Annotated in this window: 17 protein-coding genes; all 17 read left to right on the plus strand. The window is 32.2% G+C overall.

Going from position 1 to position 17,133, the window contains the following annotated elements; translation table 11 throughout:
- Nucleotides 1–60: 60 nt before the first annotated feature.
- The 17 genes from hisZ to JHL18_RS06850 all read left to right on the plus strand — a co-directional run bounded on the left by hisZ (nt 61) and on the right by JHL18_RS06850 (nt 17,131).
- Complete coding sequence (gene hisZ / locus JHL18_RS06770; protein ID WP_200267405.1) at nt 61–1,311, plus strand: ATP phosphoribosyltransferase regulatory subunit; 1,251 nt, start codon at nt 61–63, stop codon at nt 1,309–1,311.
- Nucleotides 1,298–1,954, plus strand: coding sequence for an ATP phosphoribosyltransferase (gene hisG / locus JHL18_RS06775; RefSeq protein WP_200267407.1), 657 nt, complete (start codon nt 1,298–1,300; stop codon nt 1,952–1,954). The genes hisZ and hisG overlap by 14 nt, the downstream gene beginning before the upstream one ends.
- Complete coding sequence (gene hisD / locus JHL18_RS06780) at nt 1,947–3,236, plus strand: histidinol dehydrogenase (RefSeq protein WP_200267409.1); 1,290 nt, start codon at nt 1,947–1,949, stop codon at nt 3,234–3,236. The genes hisG and hisD overlap by 8 nt, the downstream gene beginning before the upstream one ends.
- Nucleotides 3,229–4,293 carry a histidinol-phosphate transaminase gene (gene hisC / locus JHL18_RS06785; protein WP_200267411.1) on the plus strand — a complete coding sequence of 355 codons (1,065 nt, stop codon included), beginning with the start codon at nt 3,229–3,231 and terminating at the stop codon, nt 4,291–4,293. The genes hisD and hisC overlap by 8 nt, the downstream gene beginning before the upstream one ends.
- Before the next feature lies 1 nt (nt 4,294).
- The gene (gene hisB / locus JHL18_RS06790) at nt 4,295–4,882 is read left to right on the plus strand and encodes an imidazoleglycerol-phosphate dehydratase HisB (RefSeq protein WP_200267413.1); all 588 of its coding nucleotides are present in this window, start codon (nt 4,295–4,297) and stop codon (nt 4,880–4,882) included.
- A 130-nt stretch (nt 4,883–5,012) separates the two neighbouring features.
- A complete protein-coding gene (gene hisH / locus JHL18_RS06795) occupies nt 5,013–5,615 on the plus strand; it encodes an imidazole glycerol phosphate synthase subunit HisH (RefSeq protein ID WP_200267415.1) in 603 nt (200 codons plus the stop codon).
- Complete coding sequence (hisA, locus tag JHL18_RS06800) at nt 5,612–6,331, plus strand: 1-(5-phosphoribosyl)-5-[(5-phosphoribosylamino)methylideneamino]imidazole-4-carboxamide isomerase (protein ID WP_200267417.1); 720 nt, start codon at nt 5,612–5,614, stop codon at nt 6,329–6,331. The genes hisH and hisA overlap by 4 nt, the downstream gene beginning before the upstream one ends.
- Nucleotides 6,332–6,453: 122 nt before the next feature.
- Nucleotides 6,454–7,215 (plus strand): imidazole glycerol phosphate synthase subunit HisF, encoded by a 762-nt coding sequence (hisF, locus tag JHL18_RS06805; protein WP_200267419.1) that lies wholly within the window; start codon nt 6,454–6,456, stop codon nt 7,213–7,215.
- A 28-nt stretch (nt 7,216–7,243) separates the two neighbouring features.
- Nucleotides 7,244–7,549 (plus strand): phosphoribosyl-AMP cyclohydrolase, encoded by a 306-nt coding sequence (gene hisI / locus JHL18_RS06810; protein WP_200267421.1) that lies wholly within the window; start codon nt 7,244–7,246, stop codon nt 7,547–7,549.
- Between the two features lie 136 nt (nt 7,550–7,685).
- Nucleotides 7,686–8,012 (plus strand): phosphoribosyl-ATP diphosphatase, encoded by a 327-nt coding sequence (gene hisE / locus JHL18_RS06815; protein ID WP_200267423.1) that lies wholly within the window; start codon nt 7,686–7,688, stop codon nt 8,010–8,012.
- Nucleotides 8,013–8,376: 364 nt separating this feature from the next.
- Nucleotides 8,377–8,817, plus strand: a complete 441-nt coding sequence (locus tag JHL18_RS06820) for an FHA domain-containing protein (RefSeq protein ID WP_200267425.1) — start codon at nt 8,377–8,379, stop codon at nt 8,815–8,817.
- Nucleotides 8,818–8,849: 32 nt separating this feature from the next.
- On the plus strand, nt 8,850–10,070 hold the full coding sequence (locus tag JHL18_RS06825) for an FtsW/RodA/SpoVE family cell cycle protein (RefSeq protein WP_200267427.1): 1,221 nt from the start codon (nt 8,850–8,852) through the stop codon (nt 10,068–10,070).
- 3 nt (nt 10,071–10,073) lie between these two features.
- On the plus strand, nt 10,074–11,546 hold the full coding sequence (locus JHL18_RS06830) for a peptidoglycan D,D-transpeptidase FtsI family protein (protein WP_200267429.1): 1,473 nt from the start codon (nt 10,074–10,076) through the stop codon (nt 11,544–11,546).
- Nucleotides 11,547–11,758: 212 nt separating this feature from the next.
- Entirely contained in the window at nt 11,759–13,624 is a 1,866-nt protein-coding gene (gene uvrC / locus JHL18_RS06835; protein WP_200267431.1) for an excinuclease ABC subunit UvrC, read from the plus strand.
- 21 nt (nt 13,625–13,645) lie between these two features.
- The gene (locus tag JHL18_RS06840; RefSeq protein ID WP_200267433.1) at nt 13,646–14,377 is read left to right on the plus strand and encodes a phosphatase; all 732 of its coding nucleotides are present in this window, start codon (nt 13,646–13,648) and stop codon (nt 14,375–14,377) included.
- A 65-nt stretch (nt 14,378–14,442) separates the two neighbouring features.
- Nucleotides 14,443–15,363 (plus strand): UDP-N-acetylmuramate dehydrogenase, encoded by a 921-nt coding sequence (gene murB / locus JHL18_RS06845; RefSeq protein ID WP_200267435.1) that lies wholly within the window; start codon nt 14,443–14,445, stop codon nt 15,361–15,363.
- Between the two features lie 301 nt (nt 15,364–15,664).
- Nucleotides 15,665–17,131, plus strand: coding sequence for a spore germination protein (locus tag JHL18_RS06850; RefSeq protein ID WP_200267437.1), 1,467 nt, complete (start codon nt 15,665–15,667; stop codon nt 17,129–17,131).
- The last annotated feature ends 2 nt before the right edge of the window (nt 17,132–17,133 follow it).

A 17,133-nucleotide genomic window follows, 5' to 3' on the forward strand; every position in this document is an offset into this window, starting at 1 on the left:
TTTAATGATTTAGAGTTTTAATTAACTAAAGTGACAAAGTATCAAAAGGTGGGCTATAAGATGAATATATGGAGAAATTATGCTATTGAAGGAACTCAAGATCTTTTATTTGAGCAGTGTGAGATTAAAAATGACATAATATCAAAAAGCAGAAAAGTATTTAAAAAGTTTGGCTTTAACGAGGTACAAACACCAACTTTAGAATTCTATGATGTTTTTAATTTTTCAAATCATCCAATCGAGGATGAAAAAATATATAAATTAATAGATTTTAAAGGAAGAATTCTTACCTTAAGACCAGATTTAACAATACCTATTGCTAGAGTTTATTCTACTAAAATCAAGGACGGAACTGCTATGCTTAGCTATGTTGGGGATGTATACAGAGCTAATGAGCATAATCACGGTAAAAATAATCAGATAACTCAATGTGGAATTGAAATAATAGGTATTTCAAATATTAAAGCAGAAATTCTATTACTTATAACTGCTATTAATACTATAAAAGAAATAGGAATAGAAGAATTCAAGATTGAGATAGGACAGTGTAAGTTTTTTGAAGGAATTCTTGAAGCTATAGATTTTGATGACGAGGAAGTCAGTGAACTTGAAAATTTGATAATGAATAAAAATCTAGGATCACTATATTCTTTTTTAAATAAGAATAAAGATAAATTAGATGAAGAACAATATAAAATTTTAAGAGCTTTACCTCAATTATTTGGTGGAAAAGCTGTAATTGACGAAGCCCAAGAACTTATAAAGTCAGAAAAAGCCATAAATGCATTAAGAGATTTAAGTTATATATACAATACCTTAGAATCCTTAGGGTATTCAGAATATGTTTCAGTAGATTTAGCCATGATTCAAAGTTTTAATTATTATACAGGTGCGATATTTAAAGGTTATACAAAGGAAATAGGTGAAGAAATACTAAGCGGCGGAAGATATGATGGCTTAGTTGGAGAGTTTGGAGAAGATAGTGCAGCAGCAGGTTTAGCTATAAATGTAGATGCTATACAAAAACTTATATATGAAAAAACTAAAACCGGGAAAACTGACGAGATAACAGGGGTAATATTTTTTGAAAAAGACTCCTATGCTAATGCTATAAAAATAATGAATTCATTAAATAAAGGCAACGGAAATTGGCAGCTTAATATACAAGAAAGTTTTGAGGAAGTGGCTGATTATTGTAGGGGTAAAGGAATAAATAGGATAATGAAAGTTAACAGAAATGAAGTAATTGAATATAGGCTCAGCCCTACAGGCGTATTTATAGGAGAGATGTTTAAAAATGGAAAGTATTAGAATAGCACTTACTAAGGGGCGTCTAGAGAAGGATGCTATAGGGATTTTTGATGGTATAGGTATAGACACAACAGAGCTCAAAAATAAGGGAAGAAAGCTTATACTACGAAGTGATAACTATCCTGTGGAATTTGTTTTAGCAAAGGCACAGGATGTTATAACCTATGTGGAGCATGGAGTAGTTGATATGGGAATAGTGGGAAAAGACACTATACTTGAAAATACACCTGATTTTTACGAAGTAATAGACTTAAATAAAGGAAAGTGTTTCTTCGCATTAGCATCATTAGAGAGTTTTAGATTTATTCCTAACTTTAAAAGAAAGGTCATAGCAACTAAATACCCTAAAGTAGCTCATGATTACTTTAGAGAAAAGGGTGAAGATGTTGAGATAATAAAAATTGAAGGTTCAGTAGAGCTTGCACCAATTTTAGGGTTAGCAGATGCCATCGTAGATATAGTTGAGACCGGAACAACCTTAAAGGAAAATGGCCTTATAATATTTGATAAAATTTGCGATATAAGTGCTAGATTAATTGTAAATAAAGCTAGTATGAAAATGAAAAAGAATATAGTTCTAGATTTAGTTGATAAGATTGAGAACTTTTTGAATTCAAGTGAAGGAGAAGCTAATAATGATTAAAATATATGAAGATAATGATTCTATTGGGCTGTTTCTTCGGTTAATGCAAAGAAGAAGTGAAGAGGATAGCAGAGGAGCTTTGGAAGCAGTAGAACGCATAATAAGTGCTGTGAGAAAAGATGGAGATGAGGCTATTAGAACTTTCACTGAAGAGTTTGATGGAGTGACATTAGATCGGTTAAAAGTTAGTGAACTTGAAATAGAAGATGCTTTTAGTAAAGTATCTAGCGGTATAAAGAAGGCATTAGAAAAAGCAATAGCAAATATAGAGTACTTTCACAAAAAGCAAATAAGACAATCATGGGTAAGCACTGAAGAAAATGGAGTCATTATGGGACAAAAGGTATCCCCTCTAGATAAGGTAGGGGTATATGTTCCTGGTGGTAGTGCAGCTTATCCATCATCAGTTCTTATGAATGTAATTCCTGCGAAGCTAGCTGGAGTAAAGAAAATTGTTATGGTAACTCCACCAAAGAAAGATGGAAGCATAGATTCTAATATATTAGTAGCTGCAAAGCTAGCTGGGGTAAGTGAAATATATAAAGTCGGTGGAGCTCAAGCAATAGCAGCCCTTGCATATGGGACGGATACTATTCCTAAGGTCGATAAAATAGTAGGGCCAGGAAATATATATGTAGCTTTAGCAAAAAGAGTTTGCTATGGCAAGGTGGATATAGATATGATAGCCGGGCCTAGTGAAATAACTATAGTATGCGATGAAAAAGCTAATCCTAGGTTTTTAGCTGCAGACTTAATGTCTCAAGCAGAGCATGATAAACTTGCTTCATCTGTGCTTATAACAACTAGTAAAATTTTGGCAGAAGAAGTTAATAAACAAGTAAATATACAAATTCAGAATCTAAGCAGAAAAGAAATTATAGAAGCTTCACTTAAGAATTATGGGGGAATATTAGTTGTTAAATCATTAGATGAAGCTATTGCTATGGCAAATACCATCGCACCAGAACATCTAGAACTAATGATAGAAAACCCTATAGCATACCTTGGAAAAGTTAAAAATGCAGGTTCAATATTCCTAGGACAATATAGCCCGGAACCTTTAGGTGATTATATGGCTGGCCCAAATCACGTGTTACCTACAAATGGAACTGCAAGATTTTTTTCACCTTTATCTGTGGATGATTTTATAAAAAAATCTAGTTATATATATTACACTGAAGAAGCTCTTAGAGAATTAAGTGAAGATATAATTACTCTAGCTAAAGCAGAGGGTTTAGATGCTCATGGAAATTCCATAAAGGTGAGGGTTGAAAATGAATAGTTTATTTAGAAAAGATTTAAGTGATTTTAAACCCTATGAAGCAGAAATGAATAATTGTAAAGTAATTTTAAATGCTAATGAAAGCTTTATAAATATAGAAAAGCAGCTAGAAAAAGAAATAATCAGTGTAATCAAGGATATAAAGATAAATAGGTATCCTGATCCAACTGGAGAAAAGTTAAGAGAAATTTATGCTAACTATTCAGGTGCAGATAAAGAAAAAATAATGATAGGTAATGGATCTGATGAGCTTATATCAATGATTTGCAATACTTTTGTAAATAGTAGAGATAAAATAGTTAAGTTAAATCCAGATTTCTCAATGTATAAGATTTATGGAATTTTACACGGAGCTCAAGTTGTTGAATATGATTTAAAGGAAGATTTTACTTTAGATATTGATGATTTTATCAATTTTATAAACCATGAAAAACCTAAAGTTGTATTTGTTTCAGTGCCAAATAATCCAACAGGTGGAATTGTTAAAAAGTCAGATATATTAAAACTTATAGCATCAGTAAGTTCTATAGTTGTTATTGATGAAGCTTACTTTGAATTTTACGGAAATACAGTAATAGATGACATAGATAACTATGACAACTTAATAATACTGAGAACTGCATCAAAAATAGGTTTAGCAGCTTTAAGGTTAGGTTTCTTAATAACTAACACAACCCTGCTAATGGAATTATACAAGGTGAAACCACCTTACAATGTAAATTCTATCACTCAAGAAATAGGTGCGCTAGTATATGAAAATAAGCAGGTAATAGAAGAAAATATAGCAAGAATTCTAAGAGAAAAATCTTCCTTGCAGATAAGTTTATTAAGTTCATCACAGAAAATAAACTTTAAGCTTTATCCTAGCAACACTAATTTTATCCTAATGGAAATTGAAGAGGCAAAAGAGCTTTATGAATACCTTAAAGATAATGGAGTTTCTGTAAGGTTTTTTGGAAAAGGAAGACTAGAAAATTGCATAAGGATAACAGTTGGAGATAGTGATGAGAACAGACTTTTACTTGAGGCAATAAATAAATTTCTAGGAGATAGATAATATGAGAGAGTCATATATAAAAAGAAAAACTGGTGAAACAGATATTGAGGTAAGCTTGACAATAGATGGCGAAGGTAAATATGAAGTAGACACAGGAATAGGCTTTTTCGATCATATGCTCACTTTGATGTGTAGACATTCTCTTATGGATATTAAGATAAAAGCAAAAGGGGACCTTTATATAGATGGGCACCATACTGTAGAAGATGTTGGTATAACACTTGGAATGGCACTTAGAGAAGCTCTAGGTGATAAAGCTGGTATTAAAAGATATGGAACCTCATATGTTCCCATGGATGAAGCTTTGGCATTGGTATCCCTAGATTTAAGTGGTAGAGATTATTTGGTTTTTGATGCTCCTATTGATACAAGCAAGACTTTAGGTAATTTTGATGTGGAACTGACAGAGGAGTTTTTTAGAGCTGTAGCAGCTAATTGTGGAATAACCTTGCATTGTAAGGTGTTATACGGGAAAAATAATCATCACATGATTGAAGCGTTATTTAAAGCCTTTGGAAGAGCTTTTAGAGAAGCAACCTCTTATGATGAAAAAATAAAAGGTGTTATGTCTACAAAGGGTATATTGTAGTTTATAAAGATGAAACACTTCGAACTTAAAGCTACTTTCAAAACTCCTTTGGGTTCTGAAAGGAAAACTTGGATATATAAATTTAATTACGAAATGATACATTCATATACTAATGAAATGAGGTGAAGATATGATTTCAATAATAGATTACGGAATTGGCAATTTAAGAAGTGTTGAAAAGGCTCTTTGGAGTTTAGGTATAGAATCAAAGATAACTAGCAGTAAAGATGAGATAAAGTCCAGCCGTGGAATAATACTTCCAGGTGTAGGTGCTTTTCCAGCTGCAATGCAAAGTATTAAAGAAAGAGAACTGGATGTACTTTTAAAGGAAGAAGTGAAAGATGGAAAACTTATTATCGGTATATGTCTTGGGATGCAGTTGCTTTTTCAGTCTAGTGATGAAGTTCAATATACAGAAGGATTAGGTTTTATAGATGGACATGTAAAAAAACTTGAAATAAAAGAAAAAGTTCCTCATATGGGATGGAATAGACTTAAGTTCAATGTTCCTAGCGATACCTTAAAGGGAATAGATGAGGGAAGTTATGTTTATTTTGTTCACTCATACTACGCGCAGACTGATAAAGCTAATGTAAATGCTTATGCTGAATATGAAGTAGATGTTCCAGCAGTAATTTCAAAAGATAATGTAATAGGATTTCAATTTCACCCTGAGAAGAGTGGAGATGTGGGGCTTAATATATTGAAGAACTTGAAGGGGCTGATAAAGTGATAATAATACCTGCTATAGATTTGAAAGATGGAAAGTGTGTAAGACTTTATAAAGGTGAGGAAAATACAACTCATGTAGTTGCAGAGAATCCAGTTGAGGTAGCAAAGTCCTTTGAAGATAACGGAGCAGAATTTATTCATATTGTCGATCTTAATGGAGCTTTTAGCGGCAAGCAAGAAAATCTATCAATAGTAAAAGAGGTTGTGAAAAGTGTAAATGTTCCTATAGAAGTTGGTGGTGGTATACGATCAATCGAAGCTATTGATAATTTAATTTCAATAGGAGTTAAAAGAGTTATACTAGGAACTTCAGCAATTAACGATAGTAAATTATTAAAAGTAGCTGTTGATAAATATGGTGAAAAGATAGCAGTAGGAATTGATGCTGCTAATGGGAAAGTTGCAATTAAAGGCTGGGTTGAAGTTACAGAAAAAAACTATATAGACTTTGCTAAAGCGTTAGAAAACATAGGGGTAAAAACATTTATAATCACTGATATCTCAAAAGATGGCACACTAGAAGGGCCAAATATAGATATGCTGAAAGCATTAAAAGAAAATATAGCTAATGTCAATATAATAGCTTCTGGAGGAATAAAAGATTTAGACCATATAAATGAGTTAAACAAATTAGATATTTATGGAGCCATAACCGGAAAAGCTTTATACTCAGGAAATCTTGATTTAAATGAAGCTATAGAACTTACAAAAAGTTAGACTTTGCCATGTCAAAGAATATTATTGAAATCAAGTGGGTATAAGCATCGAATGAATAACTACTTAATTTCAACACAGTGCTTTAATAGTACCCAGATTTTACGTAGAAAGGGGCTGGGATATTGATTACGAAGAGAATAATACCGTGCTTAGATGTAAAAATGGGAAGAGTGGTTAAGGGCATAAATTTTGTTGGATTACAAGATGTAGGTGACCCTGTTGAAATAGCTAAGTTTTATAATGATGAAGGTGCAGATGAATTGGTCTTTCTTGATATAACTGCTAGTCATGAAGGAAGAAAGACAATGCTGGATGTAGTAGAAAGAACAGCAAATGAAGTGTTTATTCCTTTAACAGTAGGAGGAGGAATAAGTACAATAGAAGATATAAAGGCAATACTTAGAGCTGGTGCTGATAAGACTTCAATTAATTCTGCGGCTATAAGAAATCCTAAGTTAATTTCTGATGGTGCAGAACTTTTTGGTGAGCAATGTATCGTTGTTGCTATAGATGGCAAGCTGAGAGAAGACGGCAGTGGATGGAATGTATTTATAAATGGTGGAAGAATAGATACAGGCATTGATGCCATAACCTTTGCTAAAGAAGTAGCTAGAAGAGGAGCTGGAGAGATCCTTTTGACCAGTATGGATGCCGATGGTACGAAAAATGGATATGATATAGACTTTTTAAATGCTATTTGCAGTACTGTCAATATCCCTGTAATAGCATCTGGGGGCTGCGGCAGGATGTCTCATATAAGAGATGTTTTTAAGAATACAAATTCTGATGCTGCGTTAGCTGCTTCAATATTTCACTATAAGGAAGCAGCTATAAGTGAGGTTAAAAAGTATTTAAGAGAGAATGAAATAGAAATTAGAATATAGGTAAAGTAGGCTGTTTGGAGGAGTTACAATGGAACCGAATTTTGAAAAGGGATTAGTACCGGCAATTATCGTAGACGTAGCTAATGGTGAAGTATTAATGCTTGCATATATGAATGAAGAATCCTATAAGAAAACCTTAGACACAAAAACTACTTGGTTCTTCAGTAGATCTAGAAATAAACTTTGGAACAAAGGTGAAACCTCAGGCCACTTTCAAATAGTGAAGGACATATATATTGATTGTGATGAAGATACTTTGTTAGTTAAGGTTGAGCAAAAAGGAGCTGCTTGCCATACTGGTGAAAGAACTTGTTTTTATAGAAAACTTCTTTAAGTTACCTTAGCCTATTTTGGTTGTAGGATGCTATAGAAGGTTATGCTGATATGTTCCTAAAATATTGCTAATACAAAGTATGGGCTATTTTTTAGGTAAGGCTTATGTTTAAAATAGAGGAGGAATTGAAGTATATATGGAAGATGAATTAAAGCAACTTTACGAAGTTATAAAGTTTAGAAAAGAGAATCCTATGGAGGGATCATATACAAATTATTTATTTTCCAAAGGAAGAGATAAGATATTAAAAAAGGTTGGAGAAGAATGTACAGAGGTAATAATTGAAGGCAAGAATGGTAGTAAAGAAAATGGTATAAGTGAAATAAGCGATTTGTTATATCATACTTTAGTTTTAATGGCTGATATGGAAATTGAAGTTGATGAAGTTTATCAAGAGTTGAATAAGAGGAGTCAAAAGATAGGAAATTTGAAAAGAGAAAGAACAGATATTGAAATATTATGATATAAAAAATATATATGCGCAAAAAAAATTACTGAAGAAATTCGCTTCAGTAATTTTTTTCATAAAAGGCATCAATATAATGTGTTACAAATATATTATACAGTAAAAATGCTAAATTTATAGGATTTTATCAAACAAAAAAATAAAAATTTATTGCGAGAATATATTCGGAGATTTATGTGTAATTTAATTTAAGGGGTGGAAATATAAGTATAAAATCTTAAGAAAATATAAAATTTCTCAGTGAAAACGTATGAATTATAATTTGTCATGATTTAAGTTATAATTTATTGTATAATCAATATGGAGAAAGAAGAGAATAAAATATAGGATAATTTTGGGTAATAAAGTTTGAGGTGAAGATATGGATTTTAAAAAGATAATGAGTGCAGTTTTTGGTGCTATATTTATAATAATACTTTATGTAATTATCTACTACGCATTAAAAATAATGTACAAGGATGTTAAAACTGGTGGGAAGAGAAGAACTTCAACAGCAAAAAAGACTCATGGAATTGAAGTTATAAAAGCTTTAGATAATCACCAACTTAAGCCAGGGTCAGTTATACCTGTGATGGATAGCATAACATTAGGAAGAAGAGAAGATAATTCAATAGTCCTAAATGATCAATTTGTATCAGGTCATCATGCAAAGTTATATTTACGAAATGATGAATTCATTTTAGAAGATTTAAATAGTACAAATGGAACCTTTGTGAATGACAACAAGATTAGTGGAAGAGTAAGGCTAAGGGTTGAAGATGAAATAAGATTTGGTAGTACTATTTTTAGAGTTATCGACTAAAGAAAATAAAGTTTTAAGCTTGAGGTGGTCAAATGAGTTCGATAAAATATGAAAGAAGATTATTATTCATATCATATCTTTTATGTATAGCGCTATTTGTGGATTTAGCATTATTAAAAAATCCTATTGATATAGGTGCGCTAGTAATGGGTGGTATAGTAATAATCTTAATTGCTTATGCACATTTTATAATAAAAAGATTTTTTCCAGATGGAGATAAATTTTTACTGATTTTTTCTGCTATCCTATCTTTTATAGGAATAGCTATGTTATATAGAATAAACCCTCAATTTGCAGTGAAGCAGCTAATTTGGTTTATAATAGGAATTACTGCTTATATATTGATAGTTGTTATACTACCTGATTTAAGAAGTTTTACTAAGTATAAATACATATATCTTGGAATTACAGCTGTATTTATGCCAATGGCACTTTTTATAGGGACAGAAGTTTATGGGGCTAAAAACTGGGTTAAATTTGGAGGATTTGGTTTTCAGCCTTCTGAAATAGGGAAAATATTTTTTGTATTATACCTATCTGCGGCCTTAAGCAGCTATGAGGATAAAAAGAATATACTTCAAGATTTCAAGCAGCTTGTAGAGCCAGCGGCAGTTGTAATGGCGGTAATAGGGTGTATGGTACTTCAAAAAGACTTAGGGTCAGCCCTAATATTTTTTGGTATATCTGTTACTATGCTTTTTATAGCTACAGATAAATTGAAATATGTTATTACATGTCTATTGTTATTCTCAGCAGGTGCGGTTGCCAGCTATAATCTTTTTTCTCATGTACGAAAGAGGGTTATAATATGGAAAGATATCTGGAAGTATGCAAATGATCAAAGCTACCAGATAGTTCAAGGTCTATTTTCAATATCTTCTGGAGGTTTTTTTGGAGCTGGGCTTGGACAAGGGTATCCGGGTTTTGTACCAGTAAAAGAATCAGATTTTATTTTTGCAGTTATATGTGAAGAATTCGGAATTATTTTTGGGATAGGAATCATGTTACTTTATTTTTTACTCTTCTATAGGGGCATGAGAGCTGCACTCAGCACTAGTGATAAATTTTCCCAGTTAAATGCAGTAGGATTTAGTGCTATGATAGTAATGCAGGTGCTAGTTATAATAGGTGGAGTTTTCTCAGTAATACCTCTTACAGGAATTACTTTACCATTAGTGAGTTATGGTGGTACATCAATGATGACTATGTTTTTTGCACTAGGGATACTTCAAAAGATTTCAGAGGAGGGCTAAAAGATGAAGGATTTATCAAACAGTATAAAAAAAGTATTGGTTGTTTATCTGGTTTTGATCTTAGCCCTAATTTCATATATTGCCTATTTTCAATTATTTAAAGCTAATGAAATTGCTGCTAAACCACAAAACCAGAGACTATGGGCTAAAAGAAATGAAGTTCTTAGAGGCACTATATATGATAGAAATAAGAGCCCGTTAACAGCCTCATCTAAAAATGATTTGCTTACTCAAAACAGAGAATATAAGGGTGGACAAATATACTCTCAGGTACTAGGATATGTAAATCCTAAGTTTGGAATAACCGGACTTGAAAGCAAATATGATGAACAACTTACAAATTATCATAGTGTAACTCTCAAAACTTTTGTAAAGTCATTAAATGTAGTAGAAGCTTTTAATAATAGAAATAAGACGGAAGACAAAGTAGGTAATAGTATAATTACTACCTTAGATGATAAAATACAAAGAGCCGCTTTTGATGCAATTGGTGATAACAAAGGTTCAGTAGTGGTTTTGAATCCTAAAACAGGTGAAGTGTTGGCAATGGTTTCTAAACCATCATATGATCCAAATAACTTGGATGAGGTTATGAAACAAGCAAATGCAGGAAAATATGAGGATTCTCCACTTATAAATAGAGCGGTTATGGGGTTGTATCCTCCAGGATCAACTTTTAAGATTGTGACCTTAGCGGCAGCTATCGATAATTTGCCAGGTGTAACTGATAGAACTTTTAATGATACTGGTAAGATAGTTTTTAATTCTAAGCAATCTTTAAGCAATCTGGATGGCCATGTATATGGTACGCTTAGCTTAAAGCAAGCATTAGCAGTTTCATCAAATTTTGTATTTGGTAATTTAGCTTTAGAACTAGGAAATGATAAATTAAAAACAATGGCAGAGAAATTTGGTTTTAATAAAGATATTCCAGCAGATGGAATTACATTAGAAGATAGTAGATTTCCTACTTTAAAAAGTAATGAAAAGGGAAGTATAGCTCAATCAGGTATAGGGCAAAGTAGCATTTTAGCTACACCAATGCACATGGCACTGGTAGCAAGTACTATAGCTAATAATGGAATAATGATGGAACCACAATTAGTTAATGAGGTTATAAATAAAGATGGAGAACTTATAAATAAGACTTCTCCTAAGGTTGCTAGAAATGTTATTTCTCAAGATACATCAAATACTATAAAAACTTATATGAAGTATATAGTTGATGAGAGAATGCCTAGAGATCCTAGTTGGAAGACTGCTTTTGGAGGAACTGGAGCAGCAGGAAAAACTGGAACGGCAGACTATCAGTTGCCTAATGGGCAGGATGGTGTTCCACATTCTTGGTTTGTTGGATTTGCTCCAGCAGATAATCCACAAGTAGCAGTTGCTGTAATTATAGAAGGCGGCGGTGCTGGTGGTGTGAAAGCAGCACAGGCAGCAGGTTCTATAATGAAGGCTGCATTAAATAAATAAAAAATAATGAGTAAGGTTTTAGGTAAACAGATATTTCATATTCCTATATTTGTTTATCTAAAACTATTTCTATATTTAAAATTTAAGAAGCGTGGTGTGAAGTTAATTGGTTAGGCATCCAATGCTTTAATGAGCTTACGCAAAGAATTAATTTCAACAAGTTTCTTAAACAAAGGTGAAATTTATTAAATTCATGATTGGGAGGTACAAATATGTTTGATTTTGAACATCAGCTAAAAATACTTCCAGATAAACCTGGGGTTTATATAATGAAAAATTTATTAGGGGAAGTTATATATGTTGGTAAGGCTAAGGTATTAAAGAATAGAGTTAGACAGTACTTCCAAAACTCTAAAAATCACTCTGAAAAAACTAGAGCTTTGGTTAAAAATATTTCTGAGTTTGAGTATATAGTCACTGATTCAGAAATGGAGGCTTTACTTCTTGAGTGTAATCTTATAAAGAAATATAGTCCTAAGTATAATATAGCCCTTAAGGATGATAAGTTTTATCCTTTTATAAAAATTACTACTAATGAAGATTTTCCGAGAGTGTATGTAACTAGAAATTATGCAAAAGATGGCAATAGGTATTTTGGACCTTATACAAATGTGCCTGCTGTATATGAGACAATAGGAATGATAAAAAAGATATTCCCACTAAGGACTTGTAAGAGAGTCATATTGGAAGATGGGGAAAGAACTAGACCCTGTTTGAATTATCATATAAAACAATGTAATGCACCTTGTGGTGGGTTTGTATCTAAAGCTGAGTATGGGAAGATGATTAACGATATAACAAATATTTTAAGTGGTAAGGATACAGAACTTATAAAGAATTTAAGAAGTGAAATGAATATAGCTTCTGAAAATTTAGAATTCGAAAAAGCTGCAAAACTAAGAGATAAAATATTATCAATAGAATTCATAAGTGAGAAGCAGAAGATGTTTACTGCAAGGGAAGCAGACGAAGATTTCATTAATGTTTTTAGTGATGAAAAGGACATTTGTGTTCAGGTGTTTTTCCTTAGAGAAGGAAAGATTACTGGAAGGGAGCACTTTATGTTCCAAGACAAAGCAAATGATGATGTCTCAGAAATAATATCTGAGTTTGTAACTTCTTTTTATGGAGGAACAGCTCAGTTACCTAAAAATGTTTATGTACCTGACATACAAGATATTGATCTGATGGAAGAGTTTTTGACGATTAAAAAAGGGTCTAAGGTTTGGATAAAGATACCTAAAAAGGGCGAAAAGAAAGATATGCTAGAAATGGTTCAGAACAATGCTAAAATGACTCTTGAACAGTTCAAAGACAAGATGTTGAAGGATAAGGAGATAAACAGAGTGTCGCTTGAAGAGCTTGCAGTTCTGCTAAATCTTGAAAGTATGCCTGTGAGAATAGAATCTTATGATATTTCTAATATTCAAGGGGTCGATTCCGTAGGAACTATGGTAGTTTTTGAGGAAGGTAAGTCTAAGAATTCAGATTATAGAAGATTCAAGATAAAGACAGTAAAGGGTGCAAATGACTATGATAGTATGAGAGAAATCCTTGAAAGAAGGTTCTCTCATGGGCTTGAAGAAATAAAAGCTATACAAGAAAGAAATTTAGAGTTTTCTAAGGGCAAGTTCTCAAGTTTTCCAGATTTAATTATGATGGATGGTGGAAAAGGACAAGTGAATGTAGCTCTTGAAGTATTGAAAAACTTTGGAATAGATATTCCTGTTTGTGGCATGGTAAAAGATGATAAGCATCAGACTAGAGGGCTTATATATAATAATGAGGAACTTATTTTAAGTAGAAATTCAAATCTGATGCATATGATAACTAGGATACAAGACGAGGTGCATAGGTTTGCGATAACATACCATCGCTCGCTTAGAGATAAAAGGACACTACATTCAGTTCTCGAGGATATTCCTAATGTCGGTGAAAAGCGAAGGAAAGAACTTCTTATGAAGTTTGGAAGTGTGGAAAATATAAAAAATGCTTCTTTTGAAGAATTGCTTGATACTCCTAGTATAGATAAAAAAGCAGCTGAAAGTATAAAGGGATATTTTGCATCAAAAAAATAACTTTTAAGGAGGGTTTATTATATGAAGTATGTTTTAGATACACATACACACACAATTGTAAGCGGTCATGCATATACTACATGGTTAGAAAACATAAAATGGGCATCAGAAAATGGAATTGAAGTACTAGCAACTACAGATCATGGTCCTAATATGCCTGGAGGACCTCATCTATTCTACTTTAATAATATGAAGGTACTTCCGAGAGAGCTTTATGGAGTAATTCATCTAAGAGGATGTGAAGCTAATATAATTGATTTTGATGGTAATTTAGATATACCTAAAAGAACTCAAGAAAACATGGATATTTTATTAGCTAGCCTTCATGATGTATGTATAGCTCCAGGGAGTAGAGAAGAAAATACAAAAGCATTAATAAATGCTATGAATAACCCTTTAATAGATATTATTGGACATATGGGAAATTCATATTTTCCTATTTATGAAGAAGAAGTTATTAAAAAAGCCAAGATTGAAGACAAAATAATAGAAATAAATAATAGTTCCTTTAAATCAAGGCCTGGAAGTGAAGCTACATGTATGAAGATAGCAAAACTTTGTGCTGAACATGGTGTGAAGGTTGTCTTAAGTTCTGACGCTCATGTATCATTAGATATAGGCAAATTTCCTATATCACATAAGATAATAGAAGAGGCAAGTGTTCCAGAAGAGTTGATACTAAATACAGATAAGAAGAAAATTTTAATTTACTTAAAGAAAAAAGGCAAACTTTCTGATTTAAGCCTTGATTAAAGGGCAATAATTACTTTATACTATTTAATTGAGCGTATTTAATAAAATCATGAGGAGTTTTAATAATGAATAATTATTTGGAGTTTAGTAAGCTGCTTTTTAGTATTTATGATGAAAAAGATATAGAACTAAATTCTCTTATGAGTGAGCACATATATTTTAAAGTTGGAGGTCCAGTAGATATACTAGTTAACCCCAACAATGTTGAACAGGTGAAAAAGACTATTGATTTATGTAAAAAGCATAATGTCCCATATTTTATTATAGGTAACGGCTCTAATATCCTTGTGAAAGACGGGGGAATAAGAGGTGTAGTTATAAAGCTTTGCAAGCTTAATAATATAGTAGTTAAGGGTACGGAAATAGAAGCTGAATGCGGGGCGCTTTTAGCTGATTTATCAAAACAAGCCTTAGCAAATAGCCTAACAGGGTTTGAATTTGCTTGTGGTATACCAGGCAGTGTAGGCGGAGCGGTATTTATGAACGCAGGTGCTTATGATGGTGAAATTGTATTTATAATAAAAGAAGCAATGGTTTTGGATGATAAAAATGAACTGAGAGTTTTAAGAAAAGACGAATTAGAGCTTGGTTATAGGTCAAGTATTGTTATGCAGAAAGGGTTTATAGTTATTAGTGCTACTTTTGAATTAAAAGCTGGTAACTATGAGGCAATAAAACGAAGAGTTGATGAATTAACGGCTAGAAGAGAAGAAAAGCAACCTTTAGAATATCCATCAGCAGGAAGTACTTTTAAAAGGCCTCCAGGCTATTTTGCAGGAAAGTTAATTCAAGATGCAGGTCTTAAGGGCTTTACTATTGGTGGGGCTGGTGTTTCTGAGAAGCATTCAGGTTTTGTTATTAATAAAGGAAATGCAACAGCAGAAGACGTATTAGCTGTAATACATTATGTACAATCTACTGTAAAAGATAAATTTGGTGTGGATCTTCATCCAGAAGTTAGAATTATTGGTGAAGAGGCTAAATAAAGATGAACCATTTCAATCCGAAATCTATTTTCAAAATTCCTCTGGGTTCTGAGAGGAGAATTTGAAAATATAAATTTAATTATGAAATGGTTCATCTATAGATGAACCACTTCGAACCGCAATCTATTTTTAAAACTCTCACGGCTTCTGGTGAGAGAATTTAAAAATAATAAGTTTTATTACGAAGTGGTACATCCATATAAGTTTTCTAACATAAAAGAGTTTATATACTATTGATAGTATATAAGCTCTTTTTTTAGGGAAATTTAATTACAAATAATAGCATTTGGTGGTAGATATTATGAGTGAGATTAGTTCTAAACTTCAAGAAAATTTAACTACCATAAGGGATACACTTGGGTCAAGCAATGATTTAGTAATTAGAGAATTCTCCATAGGAAAAGATCAAAGGATTGATGCATCAATTATATATATAGACGGGCTTTCTGATGATGATACAGTAAATAGCCTTATTTTAAAAGCACTTATGCTAGATGTAAGAATGTCCGATTTAAATCTACCTAATAGTAAAAATATAGATTGGTTTGAGCTTATAAAAAAAAATTCACTGGCCTTTGGTGAAATTGATGAAGTAAATGATATGGAAAAGATATATGAGAGCATACTAGCAGGAGAGACCGCTTTGCTAATAGATAGTAGCAATAAAGGTATTTCAATAGACTCCAAAAATTGGGCTCAAAGAGGCATTGAAGAACCAAGCACTCAGACTGTAATTAAAGGGCCAAAAGAAGGCTTTACTGAAACACTTAGAACTAATACAGCTCTGGTAAGAAGAAGGGTGAAGAATAAAAATATAGTATTTGAAGAGTTTAGAATAGGAACTGTTTCTAAGACAGATGTGTCGCTGGTTTATATAAAAGAAATATGTGATGACAAAGTTGTAGATGAAGTAAGAAACAAACTAAAAAATATAGATATAGAATTTGTAGTAGGTAGCTCAGTTGTAGAAGATTATTTAGAAGGCAATAAAGTTTCACCATTTCCTACTATATACAGTTCGGAAAGACCTGACTTTGTAGCTACAGCTTTAATGAGAGGAAAGATAGCTATATTAGTAGATGGTACACCGTTTGTATCAGTGCTTCCAGCAGTATTTATTAATTTTTTTCAAACAACAGAAGAACTTTATGTAAGAAATTATATGGGGACTTTTATTCTTGTCATTAGATTTATAAGCTATGTGATGGCTTTATTAACCCCGGGAGTATACTGTGCTATACTAACTTTTCATCAAGAGATGATTCCAACCGCTTTATATATAAGCATAGCAGCTCAAAGACAGAGCGTGCCTTTTCCTATAGCTTTTGAAACTTTTACTTTGGAAATAATATTTGATATTTTGAGAGAAGCTGCTGTAAGGATGCCGAGAGTTGTTGGACCAACCATATCTATAGTGGGAGCGTTAATTTTAGGAGAGGCATCTATAGAAGCGGGTATTTTTTCACCAATATTAATAATATTAGTTGCGCTAACCGCTATAGCAACATATGTATGTCCTAATTATATTATGGCTAATGCATCAAGATTATTAAGATACTTAATACTAATTCTCGGAGCTGTGCTTGGACTACCTGGAATAATTAGTGGAGTCATAATTATAGTATTTCATCTATGTAGCATACAAAGTTTTGGAACTCCTTATATGGAACCTGTTGCGCCGAAAACTATGGCTCCTAAAAATATAGCCAACGATTCTAGGATAACTAAAGTTATTAAAATGTTAATTAAAAATATATTTAAGAAGTGATG

It is taken from the genome of Clostridium yunnanense (assembly GCF_016595795.1).
In the GTDB taxonomy this organism is placed as follows: domain Bacteria; phylum Bacillota; class Clostridia; order Clostridiales; family Clostridiaceae; genus Clostridium_AR; species Clostridium_AR yunnanense.